Source organism: Priestia sp. HNGD-A6 (genome assembly GCF_045784335.1).
GTDB classification, from domain to species: domain Bacteria; phylum Bacillota; class Bacilli; order Bacillales; family Bacillaceae_H; genus Priestia; species Priestia zanthoxyli.
In genome coordinates this window covers 4,854,821-4,872,007 of record NZ_CP138621.1, presented here as the reverse complement: position 1 = coordinate 4,872,007, position 17,187 = coordinate 4,854,821, and the positions used below count along the sequence as shown (strand labels likewise).

Sequence of the window (17,187 nt, the reverse complement as noted above, 5' to 3'; positions counted from 1 at the left end):
GACTTATCATATGGAGGTGAATAAATTGGCAAATATCCCAAAGGATACTGAGCCCTACTGGCGCGATCATTTAAAGTTTCCAACATACCCATCTCTTTCAGAAAATCGAAAAGTTGATGTTGTAGTAGTAGGAGGCGGTATTAGCGGTATTACAACGGCTTATTTATTACAAAAAGAAGGACTGAACGTGGCGTTAATTGAAGCTGATAATATTTTAAATGGTACAACCGGTCACACAACAGCAAAGATTACAGCTCAGCATGACGTTATCTACGATGAACTGCTTTCACACATTGGCGAAGAAAAAACGCTGCTGTATTATAAAGCAAACGAACAAGCTCTGCAGTTTATGAAAAACTTAATTCAAACGGAAAACATTGACTGTGATTTTTCAGTACAAGATGCTTACTTATACGGAGAAACGCTGGAGTTTGACCATCGAGTTCGTAAAGAATTTCGAGCCTATCAGCGATTACATATTCCATGTGAATTTGCAACAGAGATTCCTTTTAGTTTTGATATTAGAGCAGCAGCTATTATGAAAGATCAAGCTCAGTTTCATCCGTTAAAATATCTGCTTCATTTAGTAAAAAAATTCACAGAAAGCGGCGGATTGATTTTTGAAAACACCGTAGCAACGGATGTAGAAGAAAGCACGTCGCCCACCGTTGTCACAAGAGACGGACATCGCATTTCTTGCAAATATGTAGTGGCGTGTTCACACTTTCCATTTTATGATGGAGCGGGCTTTTACTATACGCGCATGTATGCCAAACGTTCGTATGTGTTAGCAGCAAAAGTTGAACAAGCTTACCCTGGAGGCATGTATTTAAGTGCTGATCAGCCTACTCATTCGCTGCGTTCAACAAAAGTTGACGGAGAAGAACTCATCTTAATTGGCGGAGAAGGCCACAAAGCTGGACAAGGAATTAATACTATGTTTCACTATGAGTCCCTTCAGAGGTTCGCCGAAGAAAATTTTACTGTCCAACATTTTCGTTATAAATGGTCTGCACAAGATTTATTTACGCTTGATAAAATTCCATATATCGGGCCCCTTAAAGAAAGCAAGCCAAATATCTTTATTGCTACCGGATTTAAAAAATGGGGCATGACTCATAGCACCATTGCAGCACATATTATCCGGGATGCAATAACCGGGAAAGACAACCCATATGCAGAGTTGTATAATCCGTCTCGTTTTTATGCGGACCCTAGCCTTAAGCATTTCTTTCGTCAAAATCTTGATGTGGCTGAACACTTTATTACCGGTAAGTTTTCAATGCCTGAAAAAGGACTCGATCAGCTTCAAAATGATGAAGGGTCGGTCGTATATGTAAACAGCAAACGTACGGGGGCGTATAAAGATCCTCAAGGGAAGCTTCACTGCGTCGATACTACATGCACGCACTTAGGATGTGAAGTAAATTGGAACGCCGGTGACCGCACGTGGGACTGTCCTTGTCACGGTTCTCGTTTTTCTTACGACGGATCTGTGGTAGAAGGCCCTGCTAAAAAGCCGCTTACACCAGTGGATGTCAATTCAAGCGATAAAAAAAGCACGCCGTAGGGCATGCTTTTTTTATCATTATCAATGGATTCACATTTGAATTTACTCTTTACATCCTTCTTTTCTAAAGTATCGATTATACACTAAAACCATTGCATAAATGACTAAAAAAGAAAACGTAAAGATAATTAACCTTCCAGATTCAGGGACATGATCAAGATAGTCTGTTTCAAAAAACATAACAAACATCAAAAATGGCAATAGAAACAAAAACCAAATAAAATCTCGATCCATAAACATTTTTATAAAAAATAAAATGGCCCCGATGTAGACAATCATCAAAAACATAATCATTCACCAAATTCTATTTAATACTAGAGGTGTTGTAATGATTATATCGGATTTCTCCGGCGAAATATAGAGTCATTGGTTTTAATTTTATAAATTCCTTACAACTTTCAAACTGCTATTTTAACATAATAAGGGAATTTACTGCTGTAAAGACTCTAAGTGAGCAAAAAACTGCGGGTACGAAACGGATACCGCCTCACGATTTTCAATAATTGTTTCTCCTTCTGCAATACAAGAGGCAACAGCAAGCATCATACCGATACGGTGATCTCCGTGGCTGTTTACATTTGCTCCATGAAGTTTTGTACCTCCGTGAATAATCATTCCATCTTCCGTTGCTTCAATGTTAGCTCCCATTTTGGTTAACTCATTCACTACCGTATCAATACGGTTTGTTTCTTTGACTTTTAACTCTGCAGCATCTTTAATAACGGTAATCCCTTCTGCCTGTGTGGCAGCTAGTGCAATAATTGGGATTTCGTCAATTAGACGCGGAATTAAGTCTCCGCCTACTTCCGTACCTTTTAAGTGAGAAGCTTCTACAACTAAATCTGCATAGGGTTCCGCCGTTTCTTTTGTTTCTTTGACTGTCTCGATCGAAGCCCCCATATTTGAAAGCACCTCTAAAATACCCGTTCGAGTCGGATTCATCCCAACTTTTTGAATTTCAATGCGACTGTTTGCAATAATAGCCCCCGCTACTAAAAAGAATGCAGCTGACGAAATATCACCAGGCACTTCTACATGCGTTCCTCTTAACGTTTGACCGCCTTCAATTGAAACGGTTAATCCTTCTTCTTTCACTTTAACTCCAAACGCCTCTAGCATACGTTCTGTATGATCACGCGATTTCGCCGGTTCCGTTACAGAAGTTGTTCCTTCCGCCTGCAGTCCAGCAAGTAAAATAGCTGATTTTACTTGTGCGCTTGCAACAGGAGATGTATAGTGTATACCTTTTGCTTTCCCACCTCGAATAACAAGCGGTGTAAAATTAGCGTCTTTTCGGCCGTCTAAATGAATATTCATATCACGAAGCGGACCAGTCACACGCTTCATAGGGCGTTTGGCAATAGATTCGTCTCCAATTAACGTTGAATGAAAGGGTGTATTTGCTAAAATCCCCATCATGAGGCGAATCGTGGTGCCCGAATTTCCGACATCTAAAATATCAGATGGCTCTTTTAGCGCTTGTATACCTTTTCCTTTTACCACGACGCTTTGTTCATCAATCATTTGAATATCTACACCTAGTTTTTGAAAGCAGGAAATGGTGCTAAGGCAATCATCTCCCGGCAAAAATCCGTTAATTGTTGTTGTTCCTTCTGCAATTGAACCAAACATGACGGAACGGTGAGAAATGGATTTATCTCCTGGAATTTGAATCGTTCCTCGTAAAGCTTTTACTGTCACAATCTGTCTCTCCTTTTATGCGTGAAGCGAATCACGAAATTCTTTAGCATCTGAAAAGTAATCAAATAACTCGTGTCCGTCACCTTTTTCTACTAATAGTTTTACTTGTTCCATTTCTTTCATCCAGTCATCGAGCAATGTTAAAAGCATAGAACGGTTTTGCTTCAATATGTCTCTCCACATATGAGGGTTGCTTGAAGCAATTCTCGTAATATCTCGAAAACCGCCTGCCGCCATTTCTGTAACAAGATGATTATTTGCTGAATAGCCTTTGACTTGTCTTACTAGACTGGTTGCAATCACATGTGGTAAATGACTGACAACTCCGGTGATTTGGTCATGAGTAGCTGCATCAAGCGGTACAAATTGTGCACCTGTAGGCTCTAGCAAATGCATAAGCGCATCTATTTTTTCTTTTTGCTCATTTTCAAACGGCGTTAAAATATAGCGCGCCGAACAAAATAAATCCGCTCGTGCATTGACTGCACCGCTCGTATGAGAACCAGCCATCGGATGCCCCCCAATAAATGAAATACGTTTTTTATTCAGCGCTTGGGCTGCTTTCATAATTTCACCTTTTGTACTTCCGACATCCGTTACGATAACCGTTTCTTTAAGCTTCCAAGTAGAAAGGTCGTGTATCCATGCTGTCGTATACTCTACTGGAGTAGCAAGCACGATATAATCTGCTTGGGCTGCTTCTGTTTTTATATCTTCAGCTACATAATCAATGATACCTAGCTGGTTGGCTACTTGTACTTCATTTGTGTTGATATCAGCTCCAACGACTGTTACGTGACGATGCTTCTTCATAGCTAGCGCTAATGATCCTCCAATAAGGCCAACGCCAATAAGTAATACACGTGTTTTCACCTTTCATTCTCCTCTATTCTTTAAAATTGCTTTGCGTATTCTTCGTGTTTTTTTACATTTTCTTGAATTAACTGAATTCGATCTGCCCCAAATTGATCGATAATAGCAGATGCTAGTTCCCAAGCAATCACTGATTCTGCTACAACCGCCGCCGCCGGTACTGCACAGCTGTCTGATCGTTCAATACTTGCAGCAAACGGCTCTTTTGTATCAATATCTATACTTTGCAGCGGCTTGTATAAGGTAGGAATAGGTTTCATGACCCCTCGCACCACAATCGGCATACCTGTTGTCATGCCTCCTTCTAAACCTCCTGCATTATTCGTTTTACGCGTATAGCCGTTTTGTTCATCCCATAGAATTTCATCATGGACTTCACTTCCCGGTCTGCGAGCTGCTTCAAAGCCTACGCCGATTTCAACGCCTTTAAACGCGTTAATGCTCATAATAGCAGCAGCTAGCTTTGAATCTAACTTACGATCATAGTGCACGTAACTGCCTACTGCAGTAGGCATTCCTTCTACTACTACTTCCACTACGCCACCAATGCTGTCTCCATTTTCTTTTGCATCATCGATTGCTTTCATCATTTTCTGTCCCGCTTCTTCATCTAAGCAGCGAACAGGTGACGCTTCAGTTTTTTCCTGAAGTTCTGTTAGCGACTCATATGCCGTTTTTTCAGCTTTCACACCGCCGATTTCAAGTACGTGACATGCAATATTTACACCTACAGCTTTTAATACTTGTTTGGCAACTGCGCCTGTGGCTACTCGTACCGTCGTTTCACGAGCAGATGAACGTTCTAATACGTTTCGCATATCTCTGTGGCCGTATTTAATCGCTCCATTTAAATCCGCGTGACCTGGACGAGGTTTTGTAATTTGTCTCTTTACTTCTTCATCATGATCAACTGGATCAGCACCCATAATATTTCTCCAGTGCGTAAAATCTTTGTTTTCAACGACTAAAGCAATTGGTGAACCAAGCGTCTCACCGTGGCGAACACCGCCTTTAATCTGAACTTGGTCTTTTTCAATCTGCATGCGGCGTCCGCGCCCATGTCCCTTTTGTCTTCTTGCTAAGTCTTCATTAATATGCTCGGCTGTTAACTCAAGTCCTGCTGGTACTCCTTCAATAATCGCTGTTAATTGAGGTCCGTGCGATTCTCCTGCTGTTAAATATCTCATATTATCGATTCCTTTCTGTTATAAAAAATAAAAAACTCGCCCCTACGTCATAGGGACGAGTTTTTCTCGCGATACCACCCTAGTTGCAAACATTGCTTGCCACCTCGAATTGTTAACGATCCGCTGACCGCTCTGTAAAAGAGTACTCAAAGAGTGTAATTCGCTCACATTTTTGTACTGACTTCCACCAACCATCAGCTCTCTGAGACAGGGAAATGTTTGCTACTAGTTTCTTATCACTGTATCACTATGAAATTAAGATAATTTTACTGCTGCACCTTTTAATTCTTCCATGAATTTGTGGAATTCAGGAATGTTCATTTGCTGTGCTGAATCTGATAGTGCTACTGCTGGGTCTGGATGAACTTCTGCCATTACAGCATCTGCGCCGATAGCAATCGCTGCTTTTGCACATGGTAATAGTAAGTCTTTGCGTCCTGTCGAATGCGTTACATCTACTACAACTGGTAAATGCGTTTCTTTTTTCAAGATTGGAACAGCTGAGATATCTAATGTGTTGCGTGTTGCACGCTCGTATGTGCGGATACCGCGTTCACAAAGAATAATGTTTCCATTTCCGCGAGACATAATGTATTCAGCAGCGTTAATGAATTCTTCAATTGTTGCTGCCAATCCACGTTTTAAAAGAATTGGTTTGTCTACAGAACCTGCAGCTTTTAATAGCTCGAAGTTTTGCATGTTACGTGCACCAATTTGAATCACATCTACGTAGTCTAGAGCCGTTTCAATATCTTGAGGAGAAACAATTTCACTGATAATTGATAGACCTAGCTCATCTCCTACTTGACGTAAGATTTTTAATCCTTCCACTCCAAGACCTTGGAAATCGTAAGGTGATGTACGTGGTTTGAACGCTCCGCCGCGCATTAATGTAATGCCTTGTTCTTTAAGCGCTAAGCCCACTTCTTTTACTTGTTCGTAGCTTTCTACTGCACATGGTCCCATTACGAATTCTAAGTTTCCAGGTCCTACTTTTGTGCCGTTGATGTCAACGATTGTATCTTCTGATTTCTTTTTACGAGATACAAGAAGTGCTTTACGGTGATCGTCTTCTTGAAGTTCTAAGCTTGCTTTGAAAATTTCTTTGAAAATATGCTGAATTGTTGAAGCTTCGAATGGACCATTATGGTTAGCTAAGATTTGATCTAATGATTTACGTTCACGAACTGGATCAAAGCGATTCACACCTTGTGTACCTTTTACTTTTCCAATTTCTTGTGCGATTTCGCCGCGTTTATTTAATAATTCTAAAATTTCTAAATTTATTTCGTCGATTTGTCCTCGTAATTGTTCTAGTGATTTTGTCATTTTAAAAATCCTCCTTTGATTTTACAACCTTGAACGGATCTTTTCGTTTAGTTTGTATTTAAAAATCCGTTTTACACCTACACAGCCGCTTATGCGGATATACAAAAAGTCCCTACTGATTGTATCAGTAGGGACGAATTGATCGCGGTACCACCCTAATTGCAAGCATTGCTTGCCTCTTCATTAAGATAACGGCTATTGCCGCTTTTGACTATTGCCAAAAGAAAGCTCCAAGAATGTAATTCGCAATCTCTTTTGTACTGATTCGCACCAACCATCAGCTCTCTGAATACAGGGAAGATTTTGCTACTATGCTCTTTTCATCGCTTGTAATGGATATAAAATTATAATGGACCGAAATACAAAAAGTCCCTACTCACCCTTAAGATTGTTCTTAAGAGTCAGTAGGGACGAAAATTCGCGGTACCACCCTAGTTGCAAGCATTTTGCTTGCCTCTTCATTAAAATAACGGCCAGGCCGTCTTTTCCTGCTCGGAAAAGATGCTCAAGGAATGTACTTCGAAAAAATTTTTGTTCTGACTCGCAGCAACCGTCAGCTCTCTGATACAGGGAAATTTTTTCTACTCGTGCTCCTATCAACGCTCAGTATTGACTATGTATGCGTACTTGGATAATCAGTTCCGATCGTTTGAAACTGTTTGTCGCTTCCAAGTTGTGTGTAATGTTGTGTGATGTTGATTTGTATTATGAATGGTTTTTTTATCTTCGTCAACACTTTTTATTAATTTTTTTTATTTTTTAAAAACCATTGCCCCTTCAAACCTCTCTCTATCAAGAGTTTTGTCACTTTAATTTTTTTCAAACACGTATTCCATTTTAGAGTCATATTCAATAAATCCATGTTTTTGATACAAGCTTTTTCCAGCGGCGGAAGCATTTAACCATATTCGATTTACACCACTTTTTTGGCCGTACTGCATCAAGTGCTTTAAAATAGCGGAAGAATAGCCGTGCTTTCGTTGATCAAAAGCTGTATACATGTTCATAACATATGCTTCTTTTCCTTGAAGGTTACCCGGTGAAGGCGGACGTATAAAAAAGACGATGCTTCCTGCTGATACAACTTTTCCATCGACTTTTAAAATAGCCGTATAATTATTTGGGCTATTTATATTCGCAGTAAAATATTCTTCTGTCGCCTTTCGAAACAGCTCCTCACTCCCATTTAGTTCTCCCAGTTCTTTCATGAGCAGCATTCGCAGGTTAACCAGGTCCTGCACGTCTTCTAATAGTGCTTTTTCAACCATTGTTCTCCCTCTTTTCGTCTCTTTTACAAAAAAAACTCTCAGCATTTGAGAGCTTCATTTAAGCAAGGAAAACAGCTCCGTATACGAGTGCTCCGACAATAACGAACGCTGGATGCACACGTAATTTTTCCAATAAAAGAAAGCTGGCTGCTACTAAAAATAGAGTTTGCCATATACCTGAATCACCGTATGAATTCATAAAAAATTCATACGCCATTAAGCCAAGTAAAATAGCGATTACGGGACGAATGTAGTTGGTCATTTTCTTAACATTTGGTGAATCTTTATACTTAAATAATATTCGAAGTAAAATGACTAAAAGCAAAACCGACGGAGCAATCGTTGCAAAAAGAGCAATCACCGAGCCTAAAATCCCTGCCTGCTGATATCCGATAAATCCCGCCATTTTTGTCGCAATTGGACCTGGAAGCGCATTTCCAATTGCCAGCATTTCACTAAACTCTTTAACGGTAAGCCAATGGTAGCGGTCTACAACTTCTTTTTGAATGAGCGGAATCGACGCAGGTCCTCCTCCATAGCCTAAAATATTTGAAACAAAAAACGCCATAAATAGCTGAATATAAATCATACCGATTCCCTCTTTTGCTTGTGCTCATCACTTTCGCCTTTTTTTCCTTTTCGTTTTAGCGGAATCCAAGCTGCTGCCATAAGTACAATAATAATAACTGCTGGATGAATATGGGCAAATTCCATTAGTCCTAAACTAATAATGAGTAAGATAATAGCTGGCGTCCAGCCTAAACCAGACGTTGATTTTTTGAAAAAGTCCCATGTCATAACTGCGAGCATCACTCCCACTACAGGAACTACTGCTTTGGTCATCCCCATAACCCAGGGCTGATCTTTAAATTGCGTTAAAGTGGTCAACAGTAATACCATTAAAAAAACGGTTGGAATAACGGCTGCAAATAAAGCTGTACCGAGACCTAAGATACCGCCGACTCGATAGCCGATGTATCCCGCCAGCTTTGTCGCAATAGGACCAGGCAGCGTATTGGCAATTGCTAATAAATCGCCAAATTCATCGTCATCCATCCACTTGTACGTATCGACTACTTCTTTTTTTACAAGTGGAATAGCTGAAGGTCCTCCTCCGTAGCCGAGCATACCTGAGCGAAAAAACGCTATAAAAATATCCAATTGTCGCATTTCTCGCGCTCCTTTCTCTGTGATCTAATAAGCAACGACGGCTCCGTCTGTTCGCGCTTCTGTGCCGCCGTATAATACACCGGTTTGTTCATCTCTTAAAATAATCTGTCCTCTTCCAAACGTATGTCTGCTCGTAGCCACATGAATATCATGCCCTTTGCGTTCTAATGCTTCTACAATATGTGAAGGCATTTCTTTTTCCACAAGAACCTTTTTATGTTCAATCCACTGCCATCTTGGTGCATCTAAAGCTGCCTGAGGATTTAGATGAAAATCAATCATATTCATGATGACTTGCACATGTCCTTGCGGCTGCATAAATTTACCCATTACACCGAATGAACCTACAGCACTTTTATTCTTTGTTAAAAATCCAGGAATAATGGTATGATAGGTTCGTTTTCCAGGCTCTAATCGGTTATGGTGCTGTGGGTCTAACGAAAAATTATGCCCGCGGTTTTGCAGGCATATGCCCGTATTAGGTACGACAAGTCCTGAGCCAAAATCCATGTAATTACTTTGAATGAATGATACCATGTTTCCTTCTCCATCAGCTGTAGCCAAATAGATCGTGCCGCTATGAGACGGCTGTCCGGCTTCGGGAATAAGCGCTTTTTCACCAATCAGCCCTCTGCGCTTGTTTGCATAAGAATCATTCAACAAATCTTCAACTGCTACTGTCATTTTATCAGCATCTGTAATAAATTTTTGTCCATCTGCAAACGCTAGCTTCATAGCTTCAATTTGCTTGTGGTATGTATCGACAGAATCTTTGGCATCAAAAGAAAAACCTTTTAGCGTATTTAGAGCTAAAAGCGCAATAAGGCCTTGGCCGTTGGGCGGTATTTCCCACACATCGTATCCTCGGTAAGAAGTTGAAATCGGCTTTACCCACTCTGCTTTAAAAGCTGCTAAATCCTCTTTTGCTAAAAATCCGCCGTGTTTTTTCGAAAAAGCTGCTATTTTATCAGCTAAATCCCCTCTGTAAAAAGATTCTCCATTCGTTTCGGCAATTTCAAGCAGCGTAGCAGCATGGTCTGGTGATCGCCACATTTCCCCTACCTTAGGAGCAGATCCATTGTTAGTAAATGTCTCAAACCAGTGTTTATATTCGTCACCTTTTAACGCGTGTGTAAATCGTTCAAACGCTCGTTCCCAATTGTACCCTAAAATTGGGGAGATTGGGAACCCTTCTTGCGCATAAGAAATAGCCGGCTGCAGCACTTCTTTTAACGGTAGCCGGCCAAAGCGTTTTGACAGCTCCACCCACGCACTCGGGGCACCTGGGACCGTAACAGGAACAAAACCGCGAGCCGGCATCTCTTTTATCCCCATGGCGCGCAGAGCCTCAATAGAGATAGAAGCAGGAGCAGGACCGCTCGCGTTGAGGCCATATAGTTCTTCATTTATCCACACAAGAGCAAATGCATCTCCGCCAATTCCATTTGAAGTAGGTTCTACCACCGTTAAACAAGCTGCGGAGGCAATAGCAGCATCTACTGCATTGCCTCCTTTTTTCAACATTTCAAGACCCGCCTGAGCGGCAAGAGGCTGACTAGTTGCTACCATTCCGTTTTTTCCAAACGTGCACGTACGCTGCGATGCATATGGGTGTGTGAAAAAGTATTCGCTCATAGAAAATCTCCTCTTTTCTTTATATGGTGAATAACGAATCTTTACAGACTAGACAACGCTACTTCTTCCTCATAAACTTCTAAAGCTGCTTGCAGAGCAAAACCTGCATTTACGCTTGCCCCGTTTCGAATAAGCACTGCTTCAAGACCGGCTAATGTAAAGAGAACGTTGTCTTTACGGCAGCTGTATCCCATTGTACCGATACGCCATATTTTTCCGTGCATCGGCCCAAAAGAACTTGCGATTTCAATTCCAAATTGTTCAAGAAGCGTAGAACGAACTGCTTCCCCGTCAATTCCTAATGGAATTAAGACGCACGTAACGGTTGGAACTTTTGAGTGCTCATCGCCAAATAAAGATAATCCCATTGCTTTAATTCCGGCTACAAGTGCTTTTTCGTGGAGACGATGTCTTGCAAATCTTTCTTCTAACCCTTCTTCTAAAATAACGCGCAGCCCTTCTCTCAAAGCATAGAGCATGGACGTTGCTTCCGTGTGATGATTTAGCCTGCGCTCACTCCAATAGTCTTGAAGCTGACTCAAATCAAAATAGTTGCTGATAATATTTGGACGCAGACGAACAGTTTGAGCATCTGCTTTTGTCGCAATTCCTTTTTCAACTTTTTTACGTTCCATGATAATTTTTTCAATACGATCATTGTACGTAATAGGTGCCATACCCGACGGAACAGATAAACACTTTTGTGTACCTGCAATCAATGCGTCAATGTTCCACTCGTCTACTTTTACATCCGTACCGCCGATAGTAGCTACTGCGTCGACGATAAATAAAACATCTTGGTCGCGACATGCAGCACCAATTTCTTTAAGAGGCTGCATTCTCCCTGTAGACGTTTCGCCATGAACCATTGCAACGATTTTTGGGTTTACTTTTTTTATTTCCTGGATTACGGTCTCAGGATCAAACACTTCTCCCCATTCGCATTCAATATTGTGTACCTCAGCTCCGTAGCGCTCGGCAATTTCCGTTAATAAATAGCCGAAGCGGCCGAAAATCGGGACGAATACTTTATCGCCCGGTTCAACTACACTTGCAAGAACTGCTTCAATCCCAGCTCTAGACGTTCCATCAACGGGAAAAGCCCATTTGTTTTTGGTTTGAAATAGCTCACGAAGCATTTCCATCGTTTCGTTCATAATGCGCGTAAATGCGGGGTCGAACTGACCTAAAATAGGTGTTCCTAATGCTCTTAATACGCGTGGATCTGCTTCTACAGGGCCTGGTGTCATAATCGTACGCGGCGGTGTATGAAGCTGTTTTGTTATAGTCATGTCAAATTCCTCCTAGTAGGCAAGTTTATATAATAGTTCTATTAAGACCCTTACTCCTTTTTCTAACTGTTCTCCTTTGGTGAATTCCTTTGGGGAATGGCTGATTCCATCTTGGCTCGGGACGAATAACAAACATGTGGGAACTCTTCGCCCGAATACCTGCGAGTCGTGTCCTGCACCGCTTACTAATTCTCGGGAGGAGATATTCTTTTCCGAGGAAATAATTTTGGAAAGTTCAGATAATTTTTCGCTCATGGCAACAGGTTTTTCATCCATCCAGCAGTTGAGATTCACTTCTAAATCCCCTGCTGTTCGCTTTATAATTTCCTTCATTTCTCGTTCTGCTTCTTGTAAAACCTTATACTCATGATGTCTTATATCGACCGTGAATTCTACATATCCTGGTATTACATTCGGTGCATTTGGAGAAAGTGTAATTTTTCCAACCGTTACGTATAAAGCGTTATGATATTTTTCGCTCAATTCAATAAATGCCTTAGCGAGTTTGCAACTTACATAAAATGCATCTTTTCTGATGTTCATCGGAGTGGTGCCCGCATGGTTACTTTCACCTTTAACAGATACTGTAAATCGTTTCTGCCCGACGATACTAGAAACAATTCCGATATCGCAATGAGACATTTCAAGCTGCTTTCCTTGCTCGATATGCAGTTCAATAAAAGAAGCGATGTCCGTGCGGTATGGCTCGCTGTGGAGGCCTTCTCCGAAATTGAGCTGTTTCATTGCGTCATCTAGCTTAACCCCTTCTTTATTTATAACATGTTTTGCATCACTTTTGCTGTGTAATCCATTCACATTACCCGATCCCCAATACGTAAGAGGAAATCTGCTGCCTTCTTCTTCACAAAGTGATACGACCTCTAAGGTTTTTGTAGGGAAGCCATAATGCGCATATAGGTACTGCAGAGCAATGATACCTGCCACAACTCCAAACGCCCCGTCATATTTTCCTCCGTTTATCACGGTGTCGATATGGGATCCTGTTAAAATAACTTGTTGTTCTGGACCCGTTCCTTGCAACCGTCCAAATAAATTTCCTACATCATCGTAATACGTTTTGAGGTGAAGTCCCTTCATTTTTTCTTCCAATGCCTTTTGAGCTGCATTCCACTGTTCCGTATATAAAAGCCTCGTGACACCTTCTTTTTCATCTAACCCAAACTGTGACAACCAGCTAATGTTTTCTTCGATTTGCTGACAAAGCTTAGATTTTCCCGTCATATCTGCAACCATTGCTATCCCTCCTGCTATCTTCATTTTAAGAAAATGACTGATTGTTTTCATTAACACTTCCTACAATGATTTAGTGTTTTTTTGGCTATTATCACTAAATACACAAAGTCTTATATACGTTACTTTTTCTAACGTTATATGTTATTTATTTTATCTTACAGAATTAAATAAACTTCTTCATTAACAATTTATACATTTTTTTCTGAAAATTTTATTTATTTTAACTAAACTTTCTTATAAAATAGAAGGTAGATAAAAATACGCGCAGGGAAATGTGAGAATTTTTAACAAAAGGAGTAATGAATAATGGAACTACAAACTCTTTTACGCATCCCGATTTATGAGAAAGCATCTGTAGTAGCCGGACAAAAAGGGGTCACCCGCAAAGTACATAACGTCAATATGATGGACGCACCCGATATTTTATCTTTTTTAAAAGAAGGAGAATTTTTAATTACAACGGGTTATCACTTCAAAGAACATGAAGAAAGCTTAGCAAAACTTGTAGAAGGAATGGCTAAAAAGAAATGTGCAGGATTGGCCATAAAAACGAAGCGTTTTTTCGAACACGTGCCTGTTTCTATTTGTCAGCTAGCTGATGAACTTCACTTTCCAATCATTGATTTCCAAACGGACGAAACGTTAGGCGCGGTTATTAATGAATCTCTCAGCTTTATTTTAGATAAAAAAACAGCCGAGCTTCAGCAAGCGATGGTCACACATCAGCTATTTTCCTCCTACATCTTACAAGGAAAAGGCATTGAGAAAATTATGCAATCCATTCAAACGTTATGCAATGCTCACGTTGCCCTTTTTGATACCCATGGCCATGAACTCTTTTACACAAACAAACGCGAACCTTTTTCGCTCCCAATGGAAGAAGCGGTAGCGGGCGCTAAGCAGCTGTTTTTACGAACGTCAAAATATACAACCTTTTCCTTTTTGAACACAAAAAAAACCGTTACGCTTTTTCCGATTGCTACTCATACAAGAAAGTACAGTTATTTATTTATTGAACACCAAGTTTCTTTATCCGATTCAGCGCTCCTAACGATTGAACAAGCGACAAACGTTTTATCCTTCGAAATGATGAGACAGCAGGCTTTGTATGAAGCTGAACGGCGACGAAAAAACGATTTTTTCAATCAGCTTGTTAACAATTATTATAAAACGCCTGAGGATGCTTCCTTTCAAGCACAGATGATGGGCTTATCAGCAGGAAACAGCTATATTTGCGCCGTTGGGAAAATTCATTCTACATTCACGCCTTACAGCGATGATGATATGATCTATGAGCTCCTTCAATATGAGTTATCAGCAGGTCCTACAGAGGCCGTTTTGTTTTTCTATGACAATCTTTACATTCTCTTGTTTACACCTCATTCTCAACCTATGATTATAGAATGCTTGCATCGCTTGCAGGAAGCTGTTTACCGTCACTATGATAAGCGAATGTCATTTGGAATTGGAAACCAAAGCCAATCCCTACTTACAATCGCTGACTCATATAAAGAAGCTGTTGAAGCTCTTGAAACCATCCATTTTAAAGATCAGTCAAAGCTTATTCAATTTTATCAGCCAAAACAGTTCAAAGAGCTGCTGAGGTTGCTTCCAGCAAACGATTTACAGGATTACTATTCTCAAACATTAGAAGGTTTGCTGCAGTACGATAAGAAAGATCGCTCCATCTTACTTGACACGCTTGAAACATATCTAAATTCCAATTGCCAAATCTCAGAGACTGCTAAGCAGTTATTCGTTCACCGGAACACGGTAATCTATCGAATCGAAAAATGCGAAGAGTTACTAAAAAGACCTATTCACACGTCAGAGGAAACCCTTCGGCTGCGCGTAGCTTTTCAAATTTTTTCTCTTGTGCATGCCAATTAAGTATAACTACAATAAAAAACGCCTGAGTAGATACTCAAGCGTTTTTTATTGTAGTGCATATTATTTATTTCGCTTTTAATTTAGACTGTACTGATTGTAATTTCCCAGCCATCGTATGATTTTCTTTATCACGGCGATCATCAATTCGTAAATTTGTACACACGCGCTGAATACCATTTTCAAAAGGTACTTCATGCATCTCTTGAACAATTTTTAGCAGCGTGCTTAATTCCCCTTCAATCAATGTATTCATAGGGGTTAATTGATATGTAATTTCATCTTCATGCTTGGCCAGCACTTTTTGAATATCAGCTACGTACTGACTCACGCTCGGCGTTTCCGTACCTACCGGAATAATGGTTACATCTACAATAGCCATGTTATACACTCCTTTTGTTTATTCTCCAATTATCATACCAAACGACACAAAAATTTCCTACTTTTACGTTTACGGTGCATAGAAAAAAGGAATAGTTATGCAACTACTCCTTTTTGTTACACTCTTATAGGTAACGCTTTGCTCCTAAGTAACGTTTTGACCAGTAAGAGTTGCTTAATGATGTGATTGTTACGCCTGTTGAAGAACCTGCATGCATGAATTGACCGTTTCCGATATAAATTCCAGCATGGCTAGCTCCTGGTTGGTACGTTTCAAAGAAAACGATATCTCCAGGCTGAGGTGAACTTACACGCGTACCAGTTTGATAGATACTAGCAACTGTACGAGGAAGACTTACACCTACTGCATTGCGATATACATAGTTAAGGTAACCACTGCAATCAAATCCTCCAGGCGCAGCTCCGCCCCAAACATAAGGTGTTCCCATAAAACGTTTACCGTATGAAATAACTTTTGAAGCTGAGCTTGAGCTTGTGCTGCTTCCTGTTGATGTTGAAGGTTTTGAGCTGCTAGAGCTGCTTGAGTTTAATTTATTTAGCGTATCCGGACCCGCTTCTCCGTCTACTAATAAACCATTTGCACGCTGAAATGATTTTACTGCACTTGTTGTAATTGAGCCAAAGTATCCTGTTACACCAGCTGAGAAGTAACCTTTATTTTTTAGTTTTTGCTGAAGGCTGCTTACTGCTGAACCTTTCATACCTTGACGTAAAATAGTTGAGCTGCTAGAGCTAGAACCGCCAGTTGAAGCGCTAGAACCCCCATTTTTTAATTTACTTAACGTAGCTGGACCTGCAATTCCATCCACAGACAGTCCATTTGCACGTTGAAATGCCATTACTGCATTCTTTGTAATTGAACCGAAGTATTGAGTTGTAGTTCCTTTAAAATAGCCTTTATTCTTTAGCTGTTGCTGTAAAGATTGTACGTTTGGTCCTGTTGAACCAACGCGCAGCAATGAGCTTGAGCTAACTGATGAACTTGATGAGCTTCCGCTTCCTAGCAGTTTATTAAATGTAGATGGACCTGCAATACCATCTGCTGATAAACCATTTGCGCGCTGAAACGATTTTACTGCGCTAGTCGTGATTGAACCGTAATAGTTTGTTGTTGTACCGTATGTAAAATAACCTTTGTTTTTTAATTTTTGCTGTAATTCTTTCACATCTGAATTACTTGTTCCTGGGTGCAGCGTAGCATCTCCTAAAGCAGCTTCACTAATTGTAGGTACTACTGTTAAAGATCCACATAACGCTAACGAATATATCAACTTTTTCATAAAAAAAGGTTCCTCCAATGCCATAATCTACTAATCTATAAGACGTTTACATTGTAACAACACATTATTACAAAATAACATCACTAATATTACATTTATGTTACAGGAAACGACAGTAGCGCAGCCGTATGGTGTATATTGTCGTAGTTTATTGTCGTTTAACACTTAATAAGTTCGACAAAAAAGCTAATATATTCCAATATTATTCCTTTTCCTACACTAATAATAGGTAAAAAATCACCCGTAACATTATCTTTATATTTCAAAAAAAACAATTTATTTTTTTTTGAAATATGAAACTTTTTTTAAAATTATTCGTTTAGTGGATTTGTTCCCCTC

At 40.1% G+C, this 17,187-nt stretch carries 15 protein-coding genes and 3 other annotated features; of the genes, 2 read left to right on the top strand and 13 right to left on the bottom strand.

The window, feature by feature from the left end:
* Window positions 1-25: 25 nt before the first annotated feature.
* On the top strand, window positions 26-1,570 hold the full coding sequence (locus SCI76_RS25345) for an FAD-dependent oxidoreductase (RefSeq protein ID WP_080754504.1): 1,545 nt from the start codon (window positions 26-28) through the stop codon (window positions 1,568-1,570).
* A gap of 42 nt (window positions 1,571-1,612) precedes the next feature.
* On the opposite strand, the gene SCI76_RS25340 is transcribed toward SCI76_RS25345, so the two are convergent.
* The 11 genes from SCI76_RS25340 to allC form a co-directional block, all read right to left on the bottom strand.
* A complete protein-coding gene (locus SCI76_RS25340) occupies window positions 1,613-1,858 on the bottom strand; it encodes a hypothetical protein (RefSeq protein WP_013057694.1) in 246 nt (81 codons plus the stop codon).
* Window positions 1,859-1,999: 141 nt separating this feature from the next.
* Window positions 2,000-3,271 carry a 3-phosphoshikimate 1-carboxyvinyltransferase gene (aroA, locus tag SCI76_RS25335; RefSeq protein ID WP_048019003.1) on the bottom strand — a complete coding sequence of 424 codons (1,272 nt, stop codon included), beginning with the start codon at window positions 3,269-3,271 and terminating at the stop codon, window positions 2,000-2,002.
* A gap of 15 nt (window positions 3,272-3,286) precedes the next feature.
* Entirely contained in the window at window positions 3,287-4,144 is an 858-nt protein-coding gene (locus tag SCI76_RS25330; RefSeq protein ID WP_033580624.1) for a prephenate dehydrogenase, read from the bottom strand.
* Between the two features lie 20 nt (window positions 4,145-4,164).
* Window positions 4,165-5,331: a chorismate synthase gene (aroC, locus tag SCI76_RS25325; RefSeq protein ID WP_047750559.1), complete on the bottom strand. Its 1,167-nt coding sequence runs from the start codon at window positions 5,329-5,331 to the stop codon at window positions 4,165-4,167.
* A 48-nt stretch (window positions 5,332-5,379) separates the two neighbouring features.
* Window positions 5,380-5,580 (bottom strand) — a binding site (T-box leader).
* A gap of 6 nt (window positions 5,581-5,586) precedes the next feature.
* Window positions 5,587-6,660: a bifunctional 3-deoxy-7-phosphoheptulonate synthase/chorismate mutase gene (locus tag SCI76_RS25320; RefSeq protein WP_013057698.1), complete on the bottom strand. Its 1,074-nt coding sequence runs from the start codon at window positions 6,658-6,660 to the stop codon at window positions 5,587-5,589.
* Between the two features lie 126 nt (window positions 6,661-6,786).
* Window positions 6,787-6,993: a binding site (T-box leader), on the bottom strand.
* A 70-nt stretch (window positions 6,994-7,063) separates the two neighbouring features.
* Window positions 7,064-7,269 (bottom strand) — a binding site (T-box leader).
* 200 nt (window positions 7,270-7,469) lie between these two features.
* Complete coding sequence (locus SCI76_RS25315; RefSeq protein WP_310883923.1) at window positions 7,470-7,928, bottom strand: GNAT family N-acetyltransferase; 459 nt, start codon at window positions 7,926-7,928, stop codon at window positions 7,470-7,472.
* A gap of 58 nt (window positions 7,929-7,986) precedes the next feature.
* Window positions 7,987-8,517, bottom strand: a complete 531-nt coding sequence (locus SCI76_RS25310) for a chromate transporter (RefSeq protein ID WP_014459451.1) — start codon at window positions 8,515-8,517, stop codon at window positions 7,987-7,989.
* Window positions 8,514-9,098 (bottom strand): chromate transporter, encoded by a 585-nt coding sequence (locus SCI76_RS25305; RefSeq protein WP_028412785.1) that lies wholly within the window; start codon window positions 9,096-9,098, stop codon window positions 8,514-8,516. Before SCI76_RS25305 ends, SCI76_RS25310 begins: the two co-directional genes overlap by 4 nt.
* A gap of 24 nt (window positions 9,099-9,122) precedes the next feature.
* Entirely contained in the window at window positions 9,123-10,733 is a 1,611-nt protein-coding gene (ggt, locus tag SCI76_RS25300) for a gamma-glutamyltransferase (RefSeq protein ID WP_047750556.1), read from the bottom strand.
* Window positions 10,734-10,774: 41 nt separating this feature from the next.
* Window positions 10,775-12,025 carry an alanine--glyoxylate aminotransferase family protein gene (locus SCI76_RS25295; RefSeq protein ID WP_221832644.1) on the bottom strand — a complete coding sequence of 417 codons (1,251 nt, stop codon included), beginning with the start codon at window positions 12,023-12,025 and terminating at the stop codon, window positions 10,775-10,777.
* Window positions 12,026-12,037: 12 nt separating this feature from the next.
* Window positions 12,038-13,279: an allantoate deiminase gene (gene allC / locus SCI76_RS25290; protein WP_243495679.1), complete on the bottom strand. Its 1,242-nt coding sequence runs from the start codon at window positions 13,277-13,279 to the stop codon at window positions 12,038-12,040.
* A 306-nt stretch (window positions 13,280-13,585) separates the two neighbouring features.
* On the opposite strand from allC, the gene SCI76_RS25285 reads away from it, so the two are divergent.
* Window positions 13,586-15,169 carry a PucR family transcriptional regulator gene (locus SCI76_RS25285; protein WP_028412781.1) on the top strand — a complete coding sequence of 528 codons (1,584 nt, stop codon included), beginning with the start codon at window positions 13,586-13,588 and terminating at the stop codon, window positions 15,167-15,169.
* Between the two features lie 64 nt (window positions 15,170-15,233).
* On the opposite strand, the gene SCI76_RS25280 is transcribed toward SCI76_RS25285, so the two are convergent.
* On the bottom strand, window positions 15,234-15,548 hold the full coding sequence (locus tag SCI76_RS25280; protein ID WP_013057706.1) for an MTH1187 family thiamine-binding protein: 315 nt from the start codon (window positions 15,546-15,548) through the stop codon (window positions 15,234-15,236).
* A gap of 124 nt (window positions 15,549-15,672) precedes the next feature.
* Window positions 15,673-16,848 carry a peptidoglycan-binding protein gene (locus SCI76_RS25275; protein WP_063247720.1) on the bottom strand — a complete coding sequence of 392 codons (1,176 nt, stop codon included), beginning with the start codon at window positions 16,846-16,848 and terminating at the stop codon, window positions 15,673-15,675.
* Window positions 16,849-17,187: the final 339 nt, after the last annotated feature.